Origin of the sequence: Paracoccus sp. KR1-242, from assembly GCF_049446195.1 — a bacterium.
GTDB lineage: Bacteria > Pseudomonadota > Alphaproteobacteria > Rhodobacterales > Rhodobacteraceae > Paracoccus > Paracoccus broussonetiae.
This window is the reverse complement of the sequence record NZ_JBMSED010000002.1, coordinates 176,692-196,160: the sequence shown is the minus strand read 5'-3', so window position 1 is coordinate 196,160 and position 19,469 is coordinate 176,692. Positions and strand designations below refer to the sequence as shown.

Here is a 19,469-nt window from a genome sequence, read left to right as displayed (position 1 = left end):
ATCCCAACCCGAAATTAATTACCGCCCGAACCCCCGCATCGTATAATCGCCACCGCCGGATGTCGAGTTGCGCAGGGGAATCGTGGTCTACAGGGTCGCCATCGCCGATGACGAGATCGATCTTCTGGAAGCTGTCGCGGAATATCTGCGCGGCCACGGCTATGAGGTCCTGACCGCCGCCAATGCCGCCCAGTTCCGCGCGCTGGTCGCGGACCACGCCATCGACGTCGCGATTCTGGATATCGCCATGCCCGGAGAGGACGGGCTGTCGCTGGCAAGATGGGTCCGGCGGCAGGGCCATACCGGGATCATCTTCGCCTCGGCCTCGGGCAGCGCGATGGACCGGATCGTCGGGCTGGAGATCGGGGGCGACGACTACATGTCGAAACCCTATGACCTGCGCGAGCTTCTGGCGCGCATCCGCAGCGTCCTGCGTCGGCTGGACGCGCGTCCCTCGGCGGTGCCTTCGCCTGCCGTTGCGGCCCCTGCCGCCCGCCCGGTCAGCTTCGGCCCCTATCGCATCGATATCGACGCCCGGCGCCTGTTTCATGCCGAGCGGGGCGAGATCGTCCTGACGGCGGCCGAGTTCGACCTGCTTGCCGTGCTGGCCCGGCGCCCCAATCGCGTCCTGCCACGCGGACAACTGGTCGAGCTGCTGGGCGACGAGGTTCCGGACAGCGAAAGCGACCGGCGCATCGACGTGCGGATCGCCCGCCTGCGCCGCAAGATCGAACCCGAAAGCGACCGCCCGATCTTTATCCGCACCATCCGGGGACTGGGCTATGTCCTTGATACCGATGGTGCCGCGTGAACGGGCAGGCCCAGGGCCCCGCGCAGCGCCTGCGCCGCCAGTTCGGCTGGCTGATGCTGGCCGCCGCCGTGCCGCTGGTCAGCGCGATGCTGTTTCTTGGCTTGCGCGAATTCGGGGCCGCCCGCACGGCGATCCTGAAGGACCTTGAAAACGCGCAGGGTCTGCGCCGGGCGCGGCTGGAGCAGATCGTCGATGTCGTCGATACCCATGTCGACACGATGCGCGCCTTTGTCGCGCAGAACCTGACGCATGAGGGGACGCTGCCGGAATATGCCGAGCCGCTGGATTGGCCGGGCGAAACCCGCGATCCCGCGGCCAGCCAAGGGCTGGTCATGGGCGATCCCGCCCGCATGACCCCGCCGATCCGGCGCGAGATCACCGCCGTGACACCGCTTTTCGCGCTGGCCCGCGCCATGCAGGCCTCGCGCCCCTATCTGCGCTGGAGCTATTTCTTCTCGGACAGCCGCGGCTTCGTCGCCATCTATCCGTGGAGCGACCCATCCGCGATGATCGACCCCGCCGATCCGCACAAGTCCCTGCAAGGCTATTTCGATTACCCGCTTTACACGCTGGGCCTGCCGGTCAACGACCCCGAGAAATCCGCCTATTGGTCGCCGGTCTATGTCGATGCCGGGGGCGCGGGGCTGATGGTCACCTATGCCGCCCCGGTCTGGAGCGGCGGGCGCTTTCGCGGCGTGGTCGGCACCGATGTTCTGCTGTCCTATCTGTCGACGCTGCTGGCGGACTTCCCCGAGAACGAGGGCACATTCGCGGTGATCGACCAGGACGGCAACCTGATCGCGACGCGCGACGGCAGTGCCGCCCATGCCCCGTCCCCGGTCCCGGCGCGCGGGATGTTCGGCGCGACCGACCTGTCGCCGACACAAGGTGGATTTGACCGGCGCGGGGCGGATCTGGTCTCCAGCGATCCCATTGCGGGCACGCCCTGGCGGCTGGTCGTGACAGTCCCCAATGAACGGGTCGGCTGGCTGGCGCTGAAGCGGCTTTTGCCCTTTGCGATCCTGCTTCTGGGGCTGGCGGTCTTGCTGGCGCTGGTCATGCGCGCCTTTACCCGTCGTTTCGTCGGCCCGGCGATGCGGCTGGCCGATTTCGGCGCGATGCCCCCCGATCAGGCCGCCGCCGCCCCGGTCCCGCAGGGTCTGCCCGCACCCTTCCGCGCGCTGGCCGCAAAGATCGGCGAGGCCGCGCGAAGCCATGTCGCGCAGACCAATCACCTGCGCGCGATGGTCGACGGCGTCCCGCTGCGCGTCGCCTACCTGGACCCGGAGCTTGTCTATCGCGACGTGAACGCGGAATTCCTGAACTTCCTTGGGCTGGCGCGCGATCAGGTCATCGGCCATCACGTGGCCGAGATCCTGGGCCCCGAGGTCGTCCGCCAGTATGAACGCGTGACCCCGGCGATCCGCCGCGGAGAGTTCGGCCGCTTCGACGGCTGGATCGACTATGTCCACCACGGTCGGCGCTATCTGCAGGTCTCGGTCCTGCCCTATCAAGGTGGCGACGCGCAGCTTCCGGGCTTTCTGACCTTCACGCTGGACCTGACGGAACATCGCAAGACGCAGGAAGCCGCGCTGAGCCACCTTGCCGCCCTGACCGAACGCGAGGAACGCTATCGCTCGGTCGTGGCGTCGGCGCTGGACGCGATCATCGTCATGGACGAGGCCGGGGTCGTGGTCGAATTCAATCCCGCCGCCGAACGCATCTTCGGTTATTCCGCCGCCGAGGCGGTCGGGCGCAGCGTCGGCGCGCTGATCGTGCCCGACGAATTCCGCGCCGCGCATGAACAGGGCCTGACCCGCTATCTGAACGGGGGCGTGGCCCGGGTGGTCGGCAAGCGGGTCGAGGTGCGGGGCCGGAACCGCGCGGGCGCGCTTTTGCCGATCGAACTGACGGTGACCGAAATGCGGCTGGCCGGTCAGCGCCTGTTCGTGTCGCATCTGCGCGACCTGACCGAGGCCAAGCGGCTGGAACGCGAGATGCAGGAAGGGCGAGACCGGCTTTATCAGGTCGAGAAGCTGTCGGCGATGGGCTCGCTTCTGGCGGGCGTCGCGCATGAGTTGAACAACCCCCTTGCCATTGTCGTGGCGCAGGCGACGCTTCTGGCGGACAAGGCCACCGACCCCGACATGCAGACGCGCGGCGAACGCATTCGCGCCGCCGCCGATCGCTGCGGCCGGATCGTGAAAAGCTTTCTGGCCATGGCCCGGCAGAAGCCCGCGCAGCGGCAATTGCTGGACATTACCGAGGTCATCCGCACCTCGTTCGAGGTCGTGGGATACGGGCTGCGCAGTTCGGGCGTCGAAACCGCGTTCGACCTGCCCGACACGCTGCCTCGGGTTCTGGGCGACCGCGACCTGCTGGGGCAGGTCTTCGCCAATCTGGCGATCAATGCGCAGCAGGCGCTGGCCAGCCGCCCCCTGCCCCGCCTGATCCGGGTGACGGCCCGAGGCGAAGGCGGGCAAATCATCATCCGGTTCGAGGACAATGGCCCCGGCATCGCAAAGGATCTGGCTGGGCGCGTCTTTGACCCTTATTTCACCACCAAGGCGGTTGATGTCGGCACCGGGATCGGGCTGTCGATTTCCCGCAGCGTCATCGAGTCTCACGGCGGCAGCATTGCCCTGACCCGAGGCTCGCTTCCGGGTGCCTGTCTGCAGGTCGTCCTGCCCTGTGCCGATGGGGTGCCGCAGGCCCAGCCCGTCCAGCCCGCGACCGGGGGCAGGGCGATGACCGTGCTTGTCGTCGATGACGAACCCGATGTCGGCGCAAGCCTTGCCGAACTGATCGCACGCGAAGGTCATGCGACGCAGTGCACGACCTCGCCGCAAGAGGCGCTGGCAATGCTGGGCAAGACACGGTTCGACGCGATGTTCACCGATCTGCGGATGCCCGGCATGGACGGTGCCGACCTTGCCCGGCAGGCGCTTTTGCTGCAGCCCGGTCTGAAGGGCCGGATCGTCGCGGTCACCGGGGCCATCCTGACAAATCTGGGCTCCATGGCGCCGGGGATGGAGCAGGGGCTGATCCTTCTGGAAAAGCCGTTTTCGACCGAAGAGGTCGCACTTGCCCTGCAAACCCTTGCGGCGGGGAACGCATCCCACGCCCCCTAGGCCGGTCAGGTTGCAATTCTGCCCGGCCGTTCTCGCGTCCCCAAAATAAAATCGCGCCACCCGATCCGTTTTCGGTCGCCGCTTCGTCCTTGGTGTGTCTGTCAGGAAAGGAACCACCGATGACAAGCAAACCCGTAGTGCTGATCAATCTGCTGAAGGTCCGGCCGGGCCAGCAGCAGGCGCTGATCGCGCTTTTGCAGCGCAATATCGAAACCGTCGTCAGCACGCTTGGCGGCTGGCGGGCAAGCCGTCTTATCGCCGGCGGCGACGGCGCAAGCGTCGTCATTCATTCCGAATGGGACACGCCCGAGGCCGTCGCCGCAATGCGCAACGACCCACGCATGAAGGCCTATTTCCCGAAGATTCTGGAAATGGCCAGCTTCGAGTCGGTCATGGGCGAGGCGGTGTTTGGCGACAGCAAGTGACATTCGGGCAGAACCAAACGCGGCCCGCTTGACGGGCGGGTCGCGGATATTCTTACCTCCGGCGTCGGGGACAAGGCCGCAGGCTGATGGGACAGGGGACATGACGACCCAGGAACTGGAAGACCGCCTGAACACGCTTCGGCCGCGGCTGCACCGTTATTGCGCGCGCATGACCGGCTCAACCGTGGATGGCGAGGATATGGTGCAGGACACGCTGCTCAAGGCGCTGCGTGCCAGGGCCGCGGGGACGCAGGTTGACGACCTTGAGCCCTGGCTGCTGCGGATTGCGCATAACACCTGCCTTGATTTCCTGCGCCGCAGGTCGCGCCACAGCACCACCCCCCTTGTCGAGGATGTCGCCGATGCGCCCCTGCCCGAAGGCGAGATCGTCTCGGTCGGGTTCCACAGTTTCCTGCGCCTGCCCGAACTGCAACGCTGCGCCGTCATCCTGAAGGACGTCCTTGGCCATTCGGTCGATGAAGTGGCGGTGATCGCCGGCTGCTCGCCCGCCGCCGCCAAGTCCGCGCTGCAACGCGGCCGCGCGGCCCTGCGCAAACTGGCCGAACTGCCCGAGGATGCCCGGCTGCCCCTGCTGCCGGATGCGCAGCGTCAGAAGATGGCGGCCTATGTCGCCCTGTTCCAGCGCGGTGAATTCGATACGATCCGGAACATGCTGGCCGAGGATGTCAGGCTTGAACTGGTCAACCGGCTGAGGCTTGAGGGTCGCCAGAATGTCGGGCTGTACTTCACCCGCTATGCCGAAGCGACGCAATGGACCTTTGCATTCGGGGCTGTTGATGGGCATCCGGCGATGCTGGTCTTCGACAAGACCGGTGCCATGGAACGCCCCGCGCATTTCGTCCTGATCGACTGGCAGGATGGCAGGATCGCGGCGATCCGCGATTTCCTGTTCGCGCCCTATGGGATCGAAGCCGCCGACTGGGTGCGGCTGGACTGAAGGCCGCCCCGAACGGCGATGCGGCATTGACCTCCGGGGCGGTTTTTCGATCTAGGCGCCGGCCAATTCGACCACCAGTTGCGGCTGGCCGTCCGAGGTGTGGCGATGCGACCGGCCGTGTTCGTCGATCACCGCCCGGATCTGGCGGCGCAGGTTCGAAAAGCTTTCGAATTGCACGACGTCCACCGGCTGGTCAAAGCGGATCTCGATCTGGCGGTGGCTGGCCGGGCCGGACAGGCCGATGACGGTGCCGGAAAACCCCTGCCCCAGATAGCGGCCCCGCACCTGATCGCCGACCGCCAGTTCGGGCGGCGCATTGCCAAGCGCCAGCCGAGCGTGAAGCGTGTTCCAGTCCCTTGCCCCATGCTGGCGCGCGACCAGTTCCAGCGCCTGCGCGTGGCTGATCGCGGTTCCCTGCTCGGAAAGCGCGGCGCGCAGCGCCCTTGCCTGCGCCTTGGCTTCATCGATGGTCATAGCATGCGCCCCCGATGGGCCCGCGCCTTCGGCGCGCCAAGGCGACCGACGCGATCTGGACCGGTTGAAGACGGATTAACTTGTTGGACAGCGTGCCGGACAGACATCGCCCACTCCTCTTGCAGAGGCATTTCAGGATGGATGGGAGCCTGCATTGCCCACCACGCGAAATGCTTCGAGGGTGAGATGTCGTCGTCTTCCGGGCTTCACCGTGACTCGCGTCCGCAGGCGGCAGGTGCCCGGCACCTTGATGCGGCTGGTAACGCGCCGCAGCCCTCGGGTCAAGCCGTCGCGGGCGCAGCATGATGACGGTGCCGGCCAGCCGCAACTTGTCCGGTCCCTCCGCCGCTATCGCGCCAGTTCCGCCGCAGCAAGGGAGGCAATTTCCAGATCCACCCGGACCAGAGGGTCGTTGTCCTGCAGAAACCACGCCGCCGATAATCCGGTCCATGCCAGGATCCACTGCAGCAGGCGGCGCCGATCCATGCGGGCCGCCCCGGCCACCACCTCAAGCCGTTGCTGAAAGCGGCCGGGCAGCGTGGCGACGGGTCGCGTCGGATCGCTCAGGTCGGGATTGGTGAAGATGTTCGCGAAGTCGAAGCCGCGTTCGCCAAACAGCGCGTGCGGATCGATGGCAAGCCAGCCCCGCGGCCCGAAATCAAGCACGTTGTCGTGGTGCAGATCGCCGTGCAGGACGGCCTGATCCCTTGGATCGGCCAGCAGCAACCGCGCGGTTTCAAGGCTGAGGGTCAGGATCCCCCCATGCGCCGCCACAGCGGGCTCAAGGTCGCGGAACCAGTGTGGCAGGGGCACCAGCTCGGGGATCGGGCCGGGTCTTTTGCGATGCAGCCGGGCGGCGGTGGCGCAAAGGATGCGACAGGCCTCGGCATCGTCGCCGCCACGGGCCATCTCGCCTAGGGACCGGCCACCCGTGGCGCGTTCGATCAGCAGCGCGGCTTCGTCGCGCGCGATGATCCGCGCCGCCCCATCGCCACCCCACCACTCCATCAGCGCGGCGCCGCGCCGCTGGTCGGGGTTCGAGGACAGTTTCAGCATCGCGCGGGTGCCGTTCTGCAGCACCGGAAGAAGCCGGGCCGCCGGGGTGGTGATCGGCTGTCCATCCGCGACAAGGTTCCACCGGTCCAGATATGGCTTGAACATCGCGCCCCCTGTCATGCGACCCGCATGTTGGCAAAAGACTTGGCCGGGATTCAAGCCGATGTGGCGGCAGCCCGTTCGGCATATCGCCGGGCCAGGACCGCGCCGACCATGATCTGGATCTGGTTGTACAGCATGATCGGCAGGACGATCATGCCAAAACCGGTCGCCCCCGCGAACAGCACCTGCGCCAAGGGCAACCCCGAAGCCAGGCTTTTCTTTGACCCGCAGAACACGGCCGCGATCTCATCCTCGCGCGACAGGCCCAGGAAGCGCGCGCCTCTGGTGGTGAAGGCGATGACGACCAGAAGGATCGCAAGGCAAAGCGCACAGGCCATGACCAGTCCGCCCAAAGGCAGGACCTGCCAAAGCCCGCCGGTGACGGATTGCGAAAAGGCGGCATAGATGATCAGCACGATGACGCCCTGGTCATAGTTCGACAGCCACCTGCCGTTCCGTTGCAGGGTATTTCCGATCCAGCGATGGGCCAGCTGGCCAAGGCCGAAGGGCAGCAGAAGCTGCAGGCAGACATCGCGCAGGGTCTGGCCCAGATCCATCGCCCCGCTGGCGGCCGAGCCGATCAGAAGGCTCATCAGAAGCGGCGTGAGCAGCAGCCCAAGCACGTTCGACCCCGCCGAGTTGCAGACCGCCGCCGGCACGTTGCCCCGCGCCATCGCCGTATAGGCGATCGACGAGGACACGGCCGAAGGCAGCACCCCCAGATAGACGAAGCCCAGGGCCAGGTCGGCGGGCAGGATCGTCTCTGGCAGCAGGCGCAGCGGCAGGACGATCACCGGAAAGACCACGAAGGTGCTCATCAGGATGAACAGATGCAGCTGCCACTGCTTCAGCCCGTCCAGGATGGTGCGCGGCGACAGCGCCGCCCCGTGCAGGAAGAACAGCATCGCAACCGCAGCCGTCCCAAGGCCATCGACGACACCCGCCGCCCGTCCCGTGGCGGGGGCCAGCGTGGCCAGCACAACCGCGCCGATCATCAACATCAGGAACGGATCCAGTTTCTTCACGGCGGCGACCTCCTTCGGTGGACACAAAGCTTGCACGGCGATGCGCCAGCCTTATGAGAGGAATGGATTGGTCTGCAAATTGGTCTGTTCATGAACGAAATCCCGGCTTCCCGCCGCAATCATGCCGAAGTCACCGCGACATTGCGGGGCTGGATCGAGGCCGGGCGCTGGCAGCCGCAAGAAGCCCTGCCGCCCGAACGCGCGCTGGCAGTCGAGCTTGCCTGCAGCCGTGAAACCCTGCGCCGCGCATTGCACACCCTCAGCGCCGAGGGGCAGATCTGGCGCCATCAGGGCAAGGGCACCTTTCTTGGACCCGGCGCCGCCGACCGGACATTGCCCTTGAAGGTGCTGATCGAAAGCGCCTCGACCCATGATCTGATCGAGGCGCGGCTGGTCTTTGAACCGGCCCTTGCCGCGGCGGCGGCGCTGGCCGCAAAGGACAGCGACATCAGCCGGATGCGCGAACTGGCCACCGAGACCGGGACAGCGGCGAACTGGCGGGATTACGAGCGTCTGGATGACGCATTCCACAGGTCGATCGCACAGGCCAGCGCCAACGCGCTGCTGATCGGGCTTTACACCAACCTGGTCGCCATGCGCGGACGCGCGCACTGGCAAAGGCACCATGACGCGGTCTATCGCAAGGCGCAGAAGCTGGAATACGCCACCGCCCAAAGGGCGCTGCACCTGGCCATCGTCGAGGCCATCGCAGCCCGCGACCAGACCGCGGCGCATCGGGCCATGACCGAACACCTGACCGCGATCCGCAGGCTTTTGCGGGAAGCAGAGGATGGGTTGCGGTCAGGCCGCGCCTGATCCCTGGCCGGGCGGGACGGAAATGTCCTCGTGCAGGCAAAGGATGTTTCCCTCGGTATCGTTGAACCATGCCGCTTTTTCGGAACCCAGAACGCAGACATGGCCCTCGGTCTTGAAGCCCGGAAGGTCATAATCGGAAAACACCACGCCACGGCCTTCCAGCTGATCGATCGACGACCGAATGTCCTCGACCCGGAAGCTTAGCGCGGTGTGTTCGGCCTTGGTGCCCTCGTCCCTGGGGAAAAGCGCGATCTCGGTGCCGCCGCAGCGATAAACCACCTTGCCGTCCGGGCGCGCCTGACCCGCCGGCAGGGCCAGCAGCCGTTCATAGAAATCCCGCGCCCGGGCAAGATCCCGGACCGGCAGCATCACGGTGACCTGACTGCTTTCCAGTTGCATGGCCTTGCCCGCCTTGGACCGTCGCCAACGATCTTACGCCGGGAACTGATTCCAGACCAGCGCCGTCAGGGGGCATTCCCCGGCGCGCAGGATAAAGGACCGGGGGATTTGCGCCCCGGCCCCTTGCCCTTCGCGTCCGTCATGCAAGCCGATCAGCCGCCAGCCCCTTCCGAGTCCGAGCCGCCGTCGCTGCCCGATCCTCCGTCGCTGGAGCCGCCGTCGCTGGACCCACCGTCGCTGGAGCCGCCATCACTACCCGAGCCGCTGTCGCTGCCCGAACCACTGTCGCTACCGGAATCGGTGCCGCCGCCCGTATCGGTGCCGGTGCCGCCGTCATCGGTGCCACCACCGTCCATGCCGCCATCGTCCGATCCGGTTCCGCCATCATCGGTTCCACCGTCGGTCGCGCCATCATCGTCGGTATCGTCACCCGGCGTCGCACCCGCCCCCGGGTCCACGGCCGAGGGGCTGGCGGCATCATCGGTGCCGTTCGCCTTCTGGTCCTCTTCGCCCAGAATACGCTCGCCATTCACCTTGATCAGGCGGCCCTCGACAAGGTTATAGACCAGGTTGATGTCATTGTTGTCGCGTGTCGCGGTGATGGTCATCAACGAGCCTTCGCGCAGAATATGGATATTCTGGAAGCCCTGCGCGACAAGCGTGCTCGCGATGTTTTCGTCGTTCATGGATTGATTGAAGGCCGGATATTCCGAAATCACCTGAGTCGCGACGGGCGGAACGCCCTTCGCCTCGGTGGCGGCTTGCGGCACCACCGTCGTCTGGCCATTTCCGGTCACGACTTCCGCGGCGGCCTGGGCCATTGCATAGCTGCTTGCTCCAGCCGTCAGAACAACCGCGGTCAGCATCCCTTTCACAAACATGTCGCCACTCCCATACACTTTGCGACCGCTCAACGCCGTCTTGGGGCCGCGGGTTCTGGCATGTAACGGGAACGTCAATTGACGGCATCCGCGGGGCGATTGCGGATCGCGCCCGGTTCGGAGGGTCCGGGACGGATTTCGCGGCACGTCCGACCGCCGATGACGCCGCCTGCCGGTCCCGCTATCGCAGCGGCAGGCGCGACAGGATATCCACGATGACCGCGGCATAGGCGCCATCGGGATCAAGGTCGGGATCGAACACGGTCAGGGTCATTCCGATGCAGCCCGGTTCCGCCACGCACCGGCCAAGAACATGGACGACCTCATCGACGTCCAGGCCCGGAGAGCCGGGCGAATCCACCGCGGGCATGATCCTTTGGTCAAGGACATCGACATCGAAATGGACCCAGAACCCCCGGCCCGGCAGCCTGTCCAGGGTCTGGCGGATCCTGTCGACGACGGCGGGCATGCCGATCCGCTTCGCCTCGAATATGTCCAGGCGCTCGATCTCGGTCAGGTTCACGTCGGGCCAGGCGAAGTCGGGATCCCGGCTTTCCCTTTCCCCCAGCTGGACCACGTTCCGGTCCTGAACCAGCGGACCGGTTACGCCCGGCCAATCGGTCATCAGCGCCTCGCCGCGCCCGGTGGCCAGGGCAAGGTCCATCCCGGCGACCGCGCCCAGCCCCAAGGCCGGATCGTAATTGCCGGGATGGCGGAAATCGCTGTGGCCGTCGACATGCACCAGCGACAGCTGCCCGTGCCGCCGCGCCCCGGCCAGCGCGCCCAGAAGGACCGAGCAATCGCCCCCGACCACCAGCGCAAACCGGCCGTCCTGCACCGCCCGGTCGACCTCATCGGCCAGCGCAAGGTTGAAGCGGCGCATTTGGGGGCCATTCCTCAGCCGCGTTCCCGGCTGTGCCGCCGCCGAGTAATCGGGGCGCGCAAGTTCGACGATCCCGCCGGGATCGGTGGCGCTTTCCAGCCCCGCAGCCATAAGGGCGGCGGGCGCGCGCCACGCACCGGGTTCGTGGCCGGGCCGCAGCGGCCGCAGGCCAAGGTTCGAAGGCGCAAGGATGATCCGCATCCGGCAGTCCTGCTTGGGGTCTTGTCGCCCGCAAGGTTAGACAGGTTTCCCGACCTTGTCCGCTTCGATCGCTTGGCCCGGACGGACACGCAAAACCGGCATGCCCGCGCCGCGTGGCGGAAAAGTCGCGGTCGGGGCGCGGCACCGCGCCATCCGGTCATTCCCCTGTTGAGCGGGGCCGTGTCACGCTTCACCCTGAAAGCACCCACGGACCACGAGGATGACGGACTTGCGATTGACCGCGCTCGCCCTCTCGATCGGCCTTGTCGCCTCTGCCGCTGCCGCGCAGGAGGCCCCGGCCGGTCCCGACCGGAACTTCTTCGTTTTCACCGGCCGCATGCTGGACGCCGATATGGGGGAAAGCGTCAACGTGATCGGTGCCGACTACGAGGACAATTACATCACGGGGCTGGGCGTCCAGAGCTTTTTCCTGCATTCGCGCCGGACCAGCGTCGGATATGAACTGGGCATCGCCACGCGCTATGGCGAGGATCGCACGACCGAGGCCTGGGGTGGGCTGGTGGCGCGGATCGACAATTGGCAACTGGCCCGCAACATCTTTCTTTCGCCCTCGATCGTCTTCGGGCTCAGCTATGTCGATGCCGCCCATGCCGGGCGCGAACAGCGGCTTGAGGCCGAATATGACGGGGACGCGCAGCTGGTATTCTATCTCAGCCCAGAGCTGGATTTCAAAGTGTCGCCGGAATCCCGCTACAGCTTCTTCTGGCGGCTTCACCATCGCTCGGGCGCGTGGAAGACCCTGGGCGACATGAAGGGCGCGTCGAACGCCAATGTCTTTGGCCTGCGCGTCAGGTTCTGACCATCCGGCCCTACAACGGGGGAATACATGATCGAAGCCGCCGCCGACGTGATCGACGTCCTTGCCTTCCTGATCCTCGTCTGGGGGATCATCCTGTCCGTGATCATGTCGATGCGCACCTTTGCCGAGGCGCAGGGCCATTGGATGGACCGGCTGGTCGGCCCCACCCTAATCAGGTTCCGCCTGACGCTGGGGCGGTGGATGCTGACCGGGCTGGAGGTTCTGATCATCTCGGACATCCTGCATTCGATCGTGCACCGGACGCTCAGCGAGGTCGGCATCCTGATGGTCATCGTCGTGATCCGGGTTGCCATGGCCTATTTCCTGGACATGGAGCTGTCCCGGATCGAACAGCAGATCAGCCACCGGGACCAGGATCACCCCTGATCGCCGCCCTGCCGCGACCGCCGCGCCGCAGCCTCGCGCCGCCGCCCGTCCCAGGCCAGCAGCGTTGGCGTCAGGCACGAAGTGATGATCGTGCCGACGATCAGCCCGCCGACGATGGTTGTCGACAGCTGCACCCAGAACTGCCCCGAGGGCGCGCCGAAATACGCGTCGCGGTCGAAGAAATCGACGGTCAGCCCGATCGCCATCGGGATCAGCCCGGTGATCGTGGTAAAGGCCGTCAGCAGTATCGGACGCAGCCGTTCGCGCGCCGCGCGCAGGGCCGCGCTGTCGGGATCAAGCCCCTGGGCGCGCAATTCGTTATAGGCGTCGATCAGGATGATGTTGTTGTTCAGCACGACGCCCGCCAGCGCCATGACCCCCATGCCGCCCATCACCATCGAGAACGGCGCCTGCGTGACGATCAGCATGATCAGCACGCCGGGGATCGAGCAGACGATGGCCGACAGCACCAGAAAGCTTTGCAGGAAGCTGTTCAGTTGGGTCAGCATGACCATGAACATCAGGAAAAGTGCAGCGACGAAGGCCACCACAAGGAAGCGCAGGGTGTCCTGCTGATCCTCGATCTCGCCGCGGAAACGCCAGTCGACGGCGCCAAGACCGACCCCGTCCAGACGCTCTTGCAGGCGCTGAAGCTCTTCGGCCAGCCCGCGACCCGGCGCGAGCCCGGCCGAGATGTTCTGCACGATCCGGCCGCCCGAATATTTCACGATGGCTGGCGCCTCGGAGGGCACGATCGTGGCGAAATTCGAAACCGGGATCATGCCCATCGGGGTCAGGACGCGCAGCGCGCTGAGTTCGGTGAAATTGCGGTCCTGCAGGGGATAGCGCAGGACGATGTCGACCTCGTCATCGACATCGGGCGGCAGGTATGACCCAAGGATGACGCCATTCGTCATCAACCTGACCGCGTTGCCAAGCGTGGCGACATCCGCCCCGTAATGGGCGGCCCGGGCGCGGTCGATGACCAGCCGCGCCTCGACCCCCGGCACCGGGACGTCGCTGGAAATATCGGTGAAGCCGCCCAGTTCCTCCATGAGGTGGGTGACGATGCTTGCGGCCGCGGGCAAGGCCGCAAGGTCGTCCGAGGACAGCTCAAGCTCGACCGGGCGCGAGGATACCGGACCCGTGCGCTGTTCCTGGATCTGCACGCCAACACCGGGGACCGATGCGGCCTTTGCCTCAAGCTCATTCAGGATTTCCCTTGCGGGCCTGCGGCTGCGCCAGTCCACCAGATCAAGCTGGATGGTGCCAATGACGTCGGGATCGACATTCGCGGCAAGCCGCCCCTCGACCGTGCCGATGGTCCGCGCGTAGGACAGCTCGATCCCCTCGGTCCCGGCCACCGCGCGTTCGACCAGACGGACAAGGCGGTCCGCCTCGAACACGGACAGGTTGCCATCGGCGCGGATCTGGATCTGGGCGCGCTCGGCCTCGATCGCGGGAAAGAACTCGACGCCGGGACCAAGCCGCCCATAGGCCAGGAACGACGCCACCAGAACCGCGACGGTCAGCACCACGGTTCGCAGGGGATGGCGCAGGGTGCGCGACAGGATCGTGTCGTAAAAGGCGGGAACGCTGATTTCGGCCTGCGCGGATGCGGTGGCGCTGCCCTTGCCCCTGCCCTTGCCGGCGATCAGCCCGCCGATTACCGGGACAAAGACCAGCGCGACGACCAGCGACATGATCAGGGTGACAAGCACGGTCGCCGGCAGGAACATCATGAAGCGACCGGCGGTGCCGGGCCAGAACAGCAGCGGAAAGAACACGGCAAGCGAGGTGGCGATGGCCGCGATGACCGGCCAGGCCATGCGGGACGCAGCCTCGCGATAGGCGTCGGGTCCGGACATGCCCTGGGATTGCAGGCGCTCGGCCTTTTCGACGACCACCATCGTGCCGTCGACCAGCATCCCGATGACAAGGATCAGGCCGAACAGCACGATGATGTTCAGCGTGAAGCCCATCAGATAGATGACAAGGATCCCGCCGAAGAACGCACTGGGGATCGATATGCCGATCATCAACGAAGGCTTCAGCCCCAAAATCAGGATGGTCGGCAGCATCACCATGATCACGGCAAGGATCACGCCGTTTTCAAGGTCGCCCAGCATGCTGGCGATGTCCTCGGCCTGGTTCTGCATGACATGGATTTGCAGGGCCAGCGGCATATGGGCCTTTTCCTCGGCCAGCACGGCCTGCACCGCGGCCACGGTTTCCAGGATATTGGCGTTCGTGCTGCGGGTGATGTCGATGGCGACGGTGGGCTCTCCCCCGATCCGGGCGAAGCTGGTCGGGTCGCGGAAGGTCTGGCGCACCTCGGCCACGTCCTGAATGCGGACCACCGTATCGGGGGTGACGACCACCGGCATGACCAGGACATCGGCCAGCGACCGCACCATGCCGGGGATCGACGCCCCGATCCGGCCCGCGCCGGTATCGAAAGACCCGGCGGGAACAAGCTGGTTGTTGCTTTGCACGGCGCGGGCAAGGTCGGGGGCCGAGATGCCATAGGATTGCATGGCCAACGGGTCGGCATTGACCTCAAGCAGATCCTCGCGATCGCCGGAAAGCTGGGCTTCCAGAACCCCCGGAACGGATTCGATGCGCTGCGCCAGATCGCGGCCAAGCCGGATCAGGTCGCGTTCCGGGATGGGACCGGACAGGCCCACGGTCAGGATCGGGAAAAGCGACAGGTCGATCTCGCTGACCACGGGCGCATTGGCTCCGACGGGAAGATCCGGGACCGCACGATCGACCTCGTCGCGTACATCCGTCAATGCCGTGGCCTGATCGTGCCCCGGCTCGAACTCCAGCCGCAGGTTGGCAAAGCCGTCGCCCGCCTGGCCGGTCAGCCTGCGCAGGCCCGAGATCGCCTGCAAGCGCCGCTCCAGCGGTTCGATCAGCAGCCGCGCGCTGTCCTCGGCAGAGATGCCGGGATAGGTGACGCTGACCGAAAAGAACGGGATCTCGATCGTCGGCGTCGATTCCTTCGGAATCGCTGCATAGGCGAAGATCCCGGCAAACAGCAGAAGAAAGAACAGCAGGACCGTCGTCCGCGCCCTGGCGAATGCCGCCGCGATCAGCGCATTCATGGGGCCTGCTCCTGCGGGCCTGCATCGACCTCGATGATGCCCGGCGCTTGCGGGGCTTCGGGCAGGCTGAATTCGGGCGGCGTCTCGCGGACCTCGACCTCTTCGCCTTCGGCGATGGCGCCGTGGCTGATCGTTACCAGATGCTCGCGCGCGTCAAGGCCACCCACCCAGACGCCCGCCGCATCGGCCGCGACGAACCCGACCGGGCGGAACAGAATGCGGTTGTCGTCGCCCACCGCCAGCACGCCCGTCCGGCCATGCTGGTCAAGACGCACCAGCGAGGCCGAGATGTAATGCGCCGGAACGGTTTCAGCGATCAGCGTCACCTCGGCGCTGATGCCGGCGGGAATGGCGGCGTCGGGATTTGGAATCTCGATTTCCACCCGGAAGGTGCGGGTGGCCGCATCCGCGACCGGAGCGACGAAGCTGACCTTGCCCTGATGGACCTTGCCGCCGATGACCCCGACGCGGGCGGCCATTCCGGGGCGCACGTTCGCGATTTCGGACTGCTGGACCTGGACGATCGCCAGCAGCGGATCGTTGTTGACGATCTCCAGCACCTCGCCGCCGCGCGCGACAAAGCTGCCCGCCTCAACGATCAGGCGGCTGACCGTGCCGTCGAACGGCGCCTGCAAGGTCGTGTTCTCGATATCGATCTCGACCGCCTGCAGCGCGGCGCGCGCCGCCTCCAGCTCGGCCTGCCGGGCCTGCGCCTCAAGGTTGGATCGCACGCCGCGATTGGCAAGCTGCTCGGACGCCTCGGCATTGCGCTGGACCGAGGCCAGGTTGGCCTGGGCCTGGGCAATCCGCGCGGGGCGGTCATCCATGCTGAGCTGGCCAAGCGCGTCGCCCGCATGGACCCTGGTTCCCTGTGCCACGATGTCCTGCAGCTGGCCTTCGGTCCGCGCCCGCAGGATGACGCTGTTGCGCGGCTGCAGGGCCCCGTAAAGGAAAAGCGTCCTGTCGACGGATCGCGCCTCGCTCCAGCTTGCGGCGACGACCGGCACCCGGCTTTGCGGCGCGGCCATCTGCTCGGGGGTCCTGCCGATCATGCCACTGCCGATCCAAAGGACGATCAGAATGACGATTGCGGCAAAAACCAGAACTGCGGGGGTAAAGGCGCGACGCTGCATCCGTCCCTACTTTCTCAAAAAATCCAGAAAATGTCTGTGATCATTTGCCCTTTCCCGATTGTTGGCAGCTTGGAACAGGCCTCGCAACCTGAAACAATCGGAATTGGCCGGAAAGGTTGGGGCCGTGACTTTGACCTTGTGCGCGCGAATGGAACCAGCGCCGCAAGCAGCCGCCAATTGCAGTGCCGGGGGCAATGCCCCCGGAATGGGTCGATCAGGCAGGCGACCTTGGCAGGGCGTTCGTCCGGCTGACGCCCCTGAGCCGGTCGATCGTGTTGACGAATTTCCGCGAGGACCAGGCATAAAGATGGCTGAGAACCACGCCCACGATCAGCGAGGAAATCAGCGCCAGCCAGGGTTTCTCCACGCCAAATATCTTTCGGACCACGGAAATCATTACGTAATGGGTCAGATAGATGAACAACGACGCCCCGGCGATTTCCGCCACCAGAACCTTGACCGGCGCAGGCACCACAAGGGACTGAACGAACAGCACCATGACGCAGCCCCCGGCAACGTAGAACCCGGCCGAGGTCATGCCCCATTTCATCAGGATCGCCACCGTCGCGACGACCATGGCAAACAGCCGGGTGCGCCCGTCCTTTGCGGTCGCCAGCACCACGCCCAGGGCAAAGATCCAGGCATAATTCCAGGGCGAGCGGTGGTAATTGTAGTCACCGTTCCAGAAGAACTCGATAACCTGATCCAGCGCCGCAGCCGTCAGAAGCAGGCCGATCGCGCTGAGCATGGGCCGCAGCCTGAACATTTCCCGCACTTTAGCGATCGAGAACAGGATCGCCATGATGACCAGGATCTGGACGTAGAACTCGACGAAATACAGCAGGAAACCCTTGAGCTGATGCGGATCGAGATAGTTCGAGATCAGAAGCAGGGGCAGGATCTCGAACCGGTGCGTCGCCACCTGCAGGAAGGCGACCATCAGCACGGTCGGGATCGCCACATATCTGATGGTTCCGCGCAGGGTCTTGACGCTGCCGCTGCGAATGATCTCGGGCAATTGGAAGCGCGCGACCGAATACCCGGCCAGCAGGACCAGGAAATAGGCCGCGCCCCAGTTCTTGCTGTAGACAAAGGCATTGGTGTGCAGGGCGACGATGCAGACGATGAAAAAGGCCCGCGTCAGGGTCGCCGATTCAAGGCGACGCCAGGCCGTTTTTTGCGCCTGCCCCAGCCCTTGCTGCAATTGCGACACGCTGAGCTTGGCCCAGTCATCCGGCAAGGGGCCGAAGCGCTGCTCGAAGCTCAGCGAAAACTGGATGTAAAGAAGGGAATCCCCGCCCAGGGATTCGAACGAATCCTCGGGTGTGATGGTCTGGCCGACGAATTCGCGCCGGAACAGGGACAGCACGTCCCGGATCTCGGTCGCCTTTGCCGGCGCCCGGTCAGGGGCGGCCGGCTGCTGCGACAGGAACTGATCGGCCAGCACGCGCCTTTGCACCTTGCCGGTGCCCGTGACGGGAATGGCGCCGACGGCCGTGACATGCAGGGCGCTGCCCGCGGCCACGCCCATGCCGTGCAGGGCGGCGATAGCGCGGTCCCGGACCGGCGCGACCTGGGCGGCATCGCCCCGAACCGCGACCAGAATGCCGTCGCCGCGCTGCGCATCGGGAACCTTCGCGACCGCAATCTGCGTACCCGGCTCCAGCCCCGTGCGGATCTGTTCCTCAAGCTGGTCGGGAGAGATCTTCACGCCGCCGCAATTGATCAGGTCATCGGCCCGGCCATCGAAAAACAGGTGGCCGTCCCGCATGTGCCCAAGGTCGTTCGTCTGCAACCATCCCTGGGCGTCCTGCAGGTCGTGCAGGCCGTCGGCATCGATGCGGGATTTCGCGACATGGGGCCCGCGGATCCGGATCCGACCGTCGGGACCAAGCCCGATTTCGCTGCGACCCACCGGTTGTCCGACCGAGGTCAGCAGATCCTCGGGCGCGTCCGAGACCTGCAGGAAGGTGCTGCGCGATGCCTCTGTCAGCCCATAATGCTGCACGATGCGGGCATTGGGGAACATCTGACGGATGCGCCGCTTTTCATCCGCGGTCATGTGCTGAGAGCCGATTTCCATCCAGCGCAGCTGCCCGCCTTCGGCCCCGATCAGGCCGGGCGCGTCCAGCAGGATGCGCAGAAGCGTCGGCACGGCGGACAGCGCATTGACCTGACCCGCGGCCAGCATCCGCGAAAGCTCCAGCGGGTCGAAGCCGCGCGTGGGCATATAGGTCTGCCCGCCCACCGCGCTGACCGCGCGATAGCGGGCCATGCCGAAGCTGAAGGTCGCCGGAACCCCGACATATTCCCGGATCTCGGCCGTCATCTGCATTTCATCGATGATCCGCGACGCGGCATCGGCCAGGTTCGCGTAGGTCAGCAGGATGCCCTTGGGCTTGCCCTCGGTCCCCGAGGTATAGCTGACCTGCGCGGGCAGATCGTCATGGATCAGGGAATGGCGGGCGGTATACCAGCCCGACCGATCTTCCGGGTTGATGCAGCGATCGATGTCGATGCCGGCAAGCGTCGCGGCCTCGGCCTCGTCCGTCACCATGACCAGCGGGCGACGGGCTTCGTTCAGGACGAACATCGTCTCGATAAAGGCGAGCGAATTCTTGCGGACCACCGCGGTCGCGTCGAGCGTCTTGAAACTCATGGGACTAAGTAAATCCATCACTTGGTAACACCGCATTCAGTAATATGAGCCCCAATTCAGCCCACCACGTCCCGCACAGGGAATCACCCAAACATTCGATTTGGAACTTTCGACCCCCTCTTTTATTCCACAAGAAGGGGTTGGATCAATTTCCATGCGCAATGCCCCCTGTTGCAGAAAAGTCGCTTCTGTCCTTGC

Annotated in this window: 16 protein-coding genes; 7 read left to right on the top strand and 9 right to left on the bottom strand. The window is 65.6% G+C overall.

Annotated elements, in window-relative coordinates; genetic code table 11:
* The first annotated feature begins 67 nt into the window (after nt 1-67).
* From ACO2Q4_RS04435 to ACO2Q4_RS04420, 4 genes are all read left to right on the top strand, one after another.
* Complete coding sequence (locus ACO2Q4_RS04435) at nt 68-811, top strand: response regulator transcription factor (RefSeq protein ID WP_423317560.1); 744 nt, start codon at nt 68-70, stop codon at nt 809-811.
* Nucleotides 808-3,942 (top strand): PAS domain S-box protein, encoded by a 3,135-nt coding sequence (locus ACO2Q4_RS04430; protein ID WP_423317558.1) that lies wholly within the window; start codon nt 808-810, stop codon nt 3,940-3,942. The genes ACO2Q4_RS04435 and ACO2Q4_RS04430 overlap by 4 nt, the downstream gene beginning before the upstream one ends.
* A gap of 119 nt (nt 3,943-4,061) precedes the next feature.
* Entirely contained in the window at nt 4,062-4,367 is a 306-nt protein-coding gene (locus ACO2Q4_RS04425; RefSeq protein ID WP_311759453.1) for an antibiotic biosynthesis monooxygenase family protein, read from the top strand.
* Nucleotides 4,368-4,467: 100 nt separating this feature from the next.
* A complete protein-coding gene (locus ACO2Q4_RS04420) occupies nt 4,468-5,325 on the top strand; it encodes a sigma-70 family RNA polymerase sigma factor (protein ID WP_423317556.1) in 858 nt (285 codons plus the stop codon).
* A gap of 51 nt (nt 5,326-5,376) precedes the next feature.
* On the opposite strand, the gene ACO2Q4_RS04415 is transcribed toward ACO2Q4_RS04420, so the two are convergent.
* The 3 genes from ACO2Q4_RS04415 to ACO2Q4_RS04405 form a co-directional block, all read right to left on the bottom strand.
* A complete protein-coding gene (locus ACO2Q4_RS04415; protein ID WP_423317554.1) occupies nt 5,377-5,799 on the bottom strand; it encodes a glyoxalase superfamily protein in 423 nt (140 codons plus the stop codon).
* Between the two features lie 348 nt (nt 5,800-6,147).
* Entirely contained in the window at nt 6,148-6,960 is an 813-nt protein-coding gene (locus ACO2Q4_RS04410; protein ID WP_423317552.1) for an aminoglycoside phosphotransferase family protein, read from the bottom strand.
* A gap of 50 nt (nt 6,961-7,010) precedes the next feature.
* On the bottom strand, nt 7,011-7,982 hold the full coding sequence (locus tag ACO2Q4_RS04405; protein WP_423317550.1) for a bile acid:sodium symporter family protein: 972 nt from the start codon (nt 7,980-7,982) through the stop codon (nt 7,011-7,013).
* A gap of 90 nt (nt 7,983-8,072) precedes the next feature.
* Between ACO2Q4_RS04405 and ACO2Q4_RS04400 the strand changes: the two genes are divergently transcribed.
* On the top strand, nt 8,073-8,798 hold the full coding sequence (locus ACO2Q4_RS04400) for a FadR/GntR family transcriptional regulator (protein ID WP_423317548.1): 726 nt from the start codon (nt 8,073-8,075) through the stop codon (nt 8,796-8,798).
* Here the strand turns inward: ACO2Q4_RS04400 and ACO2Q4_RS04395 are convergent.
* The 3 genes from ACO2Q4_RS04395 to ACO2Q4_RS04385 form a co-directional block, all read right to left on the bottom strand.
* Nucleotides 8,784-9,197 (bottom strand): VOC family protein, encoded by a 414-nt coding sequence (locus tag ACO2Q4_RS04395; protein ID WP_423317546.1) that lies wholly within the window; start codon nt 9,195-9,197, stop codon nt 8,784-8,786. The two genes, ACO2Q4_RS04400 and ACO2Q4_RS04395, sit on opposite strands and share 15 nt — an antisense overlap.
* 152 nt (nt 9,198-9,349) lie before the next feature.
* Nucleotides 9,350-10,078 carry a hypothetical protein gene (locus ACO2Q4_RS04390; RefSeq protein WP_423317544.1) on the bottom strand — a complete coding sequence of 243 codons (729 nt, stop codon included), beginning with the start codon at nt 10,076-10,078 and terminating at the stop codon, nt 9,350-9,352.
* Between the two features lie 181 nt (nt 10,079-10,259).
* Nucleotides 10,260-11,162 (bottom strand): arginase family protein, encoded by a 903-nt coding sequence (locus ACO2Q4_RS04385; RefSeq protein WP_423317542.1) that lies wholly within the window; start codon nt 11,160-11,162, stop codon nt 10,260-10,262.
* Between the two features lie 220 nt (nt 11,163-11,382).
* Here ACO2Q4_RS04385 and ACO2Q4_RS04380 point away from each other — a divergent pair, with 220 nt between their 5' ends.
* The gene (locus tag ACO2Q4_RS04380; protein ID WP_423317540.1) at nt 11,383-11,982 is read left to right on the top strand and encodes a hypothetical protein; all 600 of its coding nucleotides are present in this window, start codon (nt 11,383-11,385) and stop codon (nt 11,980-11,982) included.
* Nucleotides 11,983-12,009: 27 nt separating this feature from the next.
* Nucleotides 12,010-12,369 carry a DUF1622 domain-containing protein gene (locus ACO2Q4_RS04375; protein ID WP_423317538.1) on the top strand — a complete coding sequence of 120 codons (360 nt, stop codon included), beginning with the start codon at nt 12,010-12,012 and terminating at the stop codon, nt 12,367-12,369.
* On the opposite strand, the gene ACO2Q4_RS04370 is transcribed toward ACO2Q4_RS04375, so the two are convergent.
* The 3 genes from ACO2Q4_RS04370 to ACO2Q4_RS04360 all read right to left on the bottom strand — a co-directional run bounded on the left by ACO2Q4_RS04370 (nt 12,360) and on the right by ACO2Q4_RS04360 (nt 19,271).
* Nucleotides 12,360-15,479, bottom strand: coding sequence for an efflux RND transporter permease subunit (locus tag ACO2Q4_RS04370; protein ID WP_423317536.1), 3,120 nt, complete (start codon nt 15,477-15,479; stop codon nt 12,360-12,362). The two genes, ACO2Q4_RS04375 and ACO2Q4_RS04370, sit on opposite strands and share 10 nt — an antisense overlap.
* On the bottom strand, nt 15,476-16,612 hold the full coding sequence (locus ACO2Q4_RS04365) for an efflux RND transporter periplasmic adaptor subunit (protein ID WP_423317534.1): 1,137 nt from the start codon (nt 16,610-16,612) through the stop codon (nt 15,476-15,478). The genes ACO2Q4_RS04370 and ACO2Q4_RS04365 overlap by 4 nt, the downstream gene beginning before the upstream one ends.
* Before the next feature lie 214 nt (nt 16,613-16,826).
* Nucleotides 16,827-19,271: an AMP-binding protein gene (locus ACO2Q4_RS04360; RefSeq protein WP_423317532.1), complete on the bottom strand. Its 2,445-nt coding sequence runs from the start codon at nt 19,269-19,271 to the stop codon at nt 16,827-16,829.
* Nucleotides 19,272-19,469: the final 198 nt, after the last annotated feature.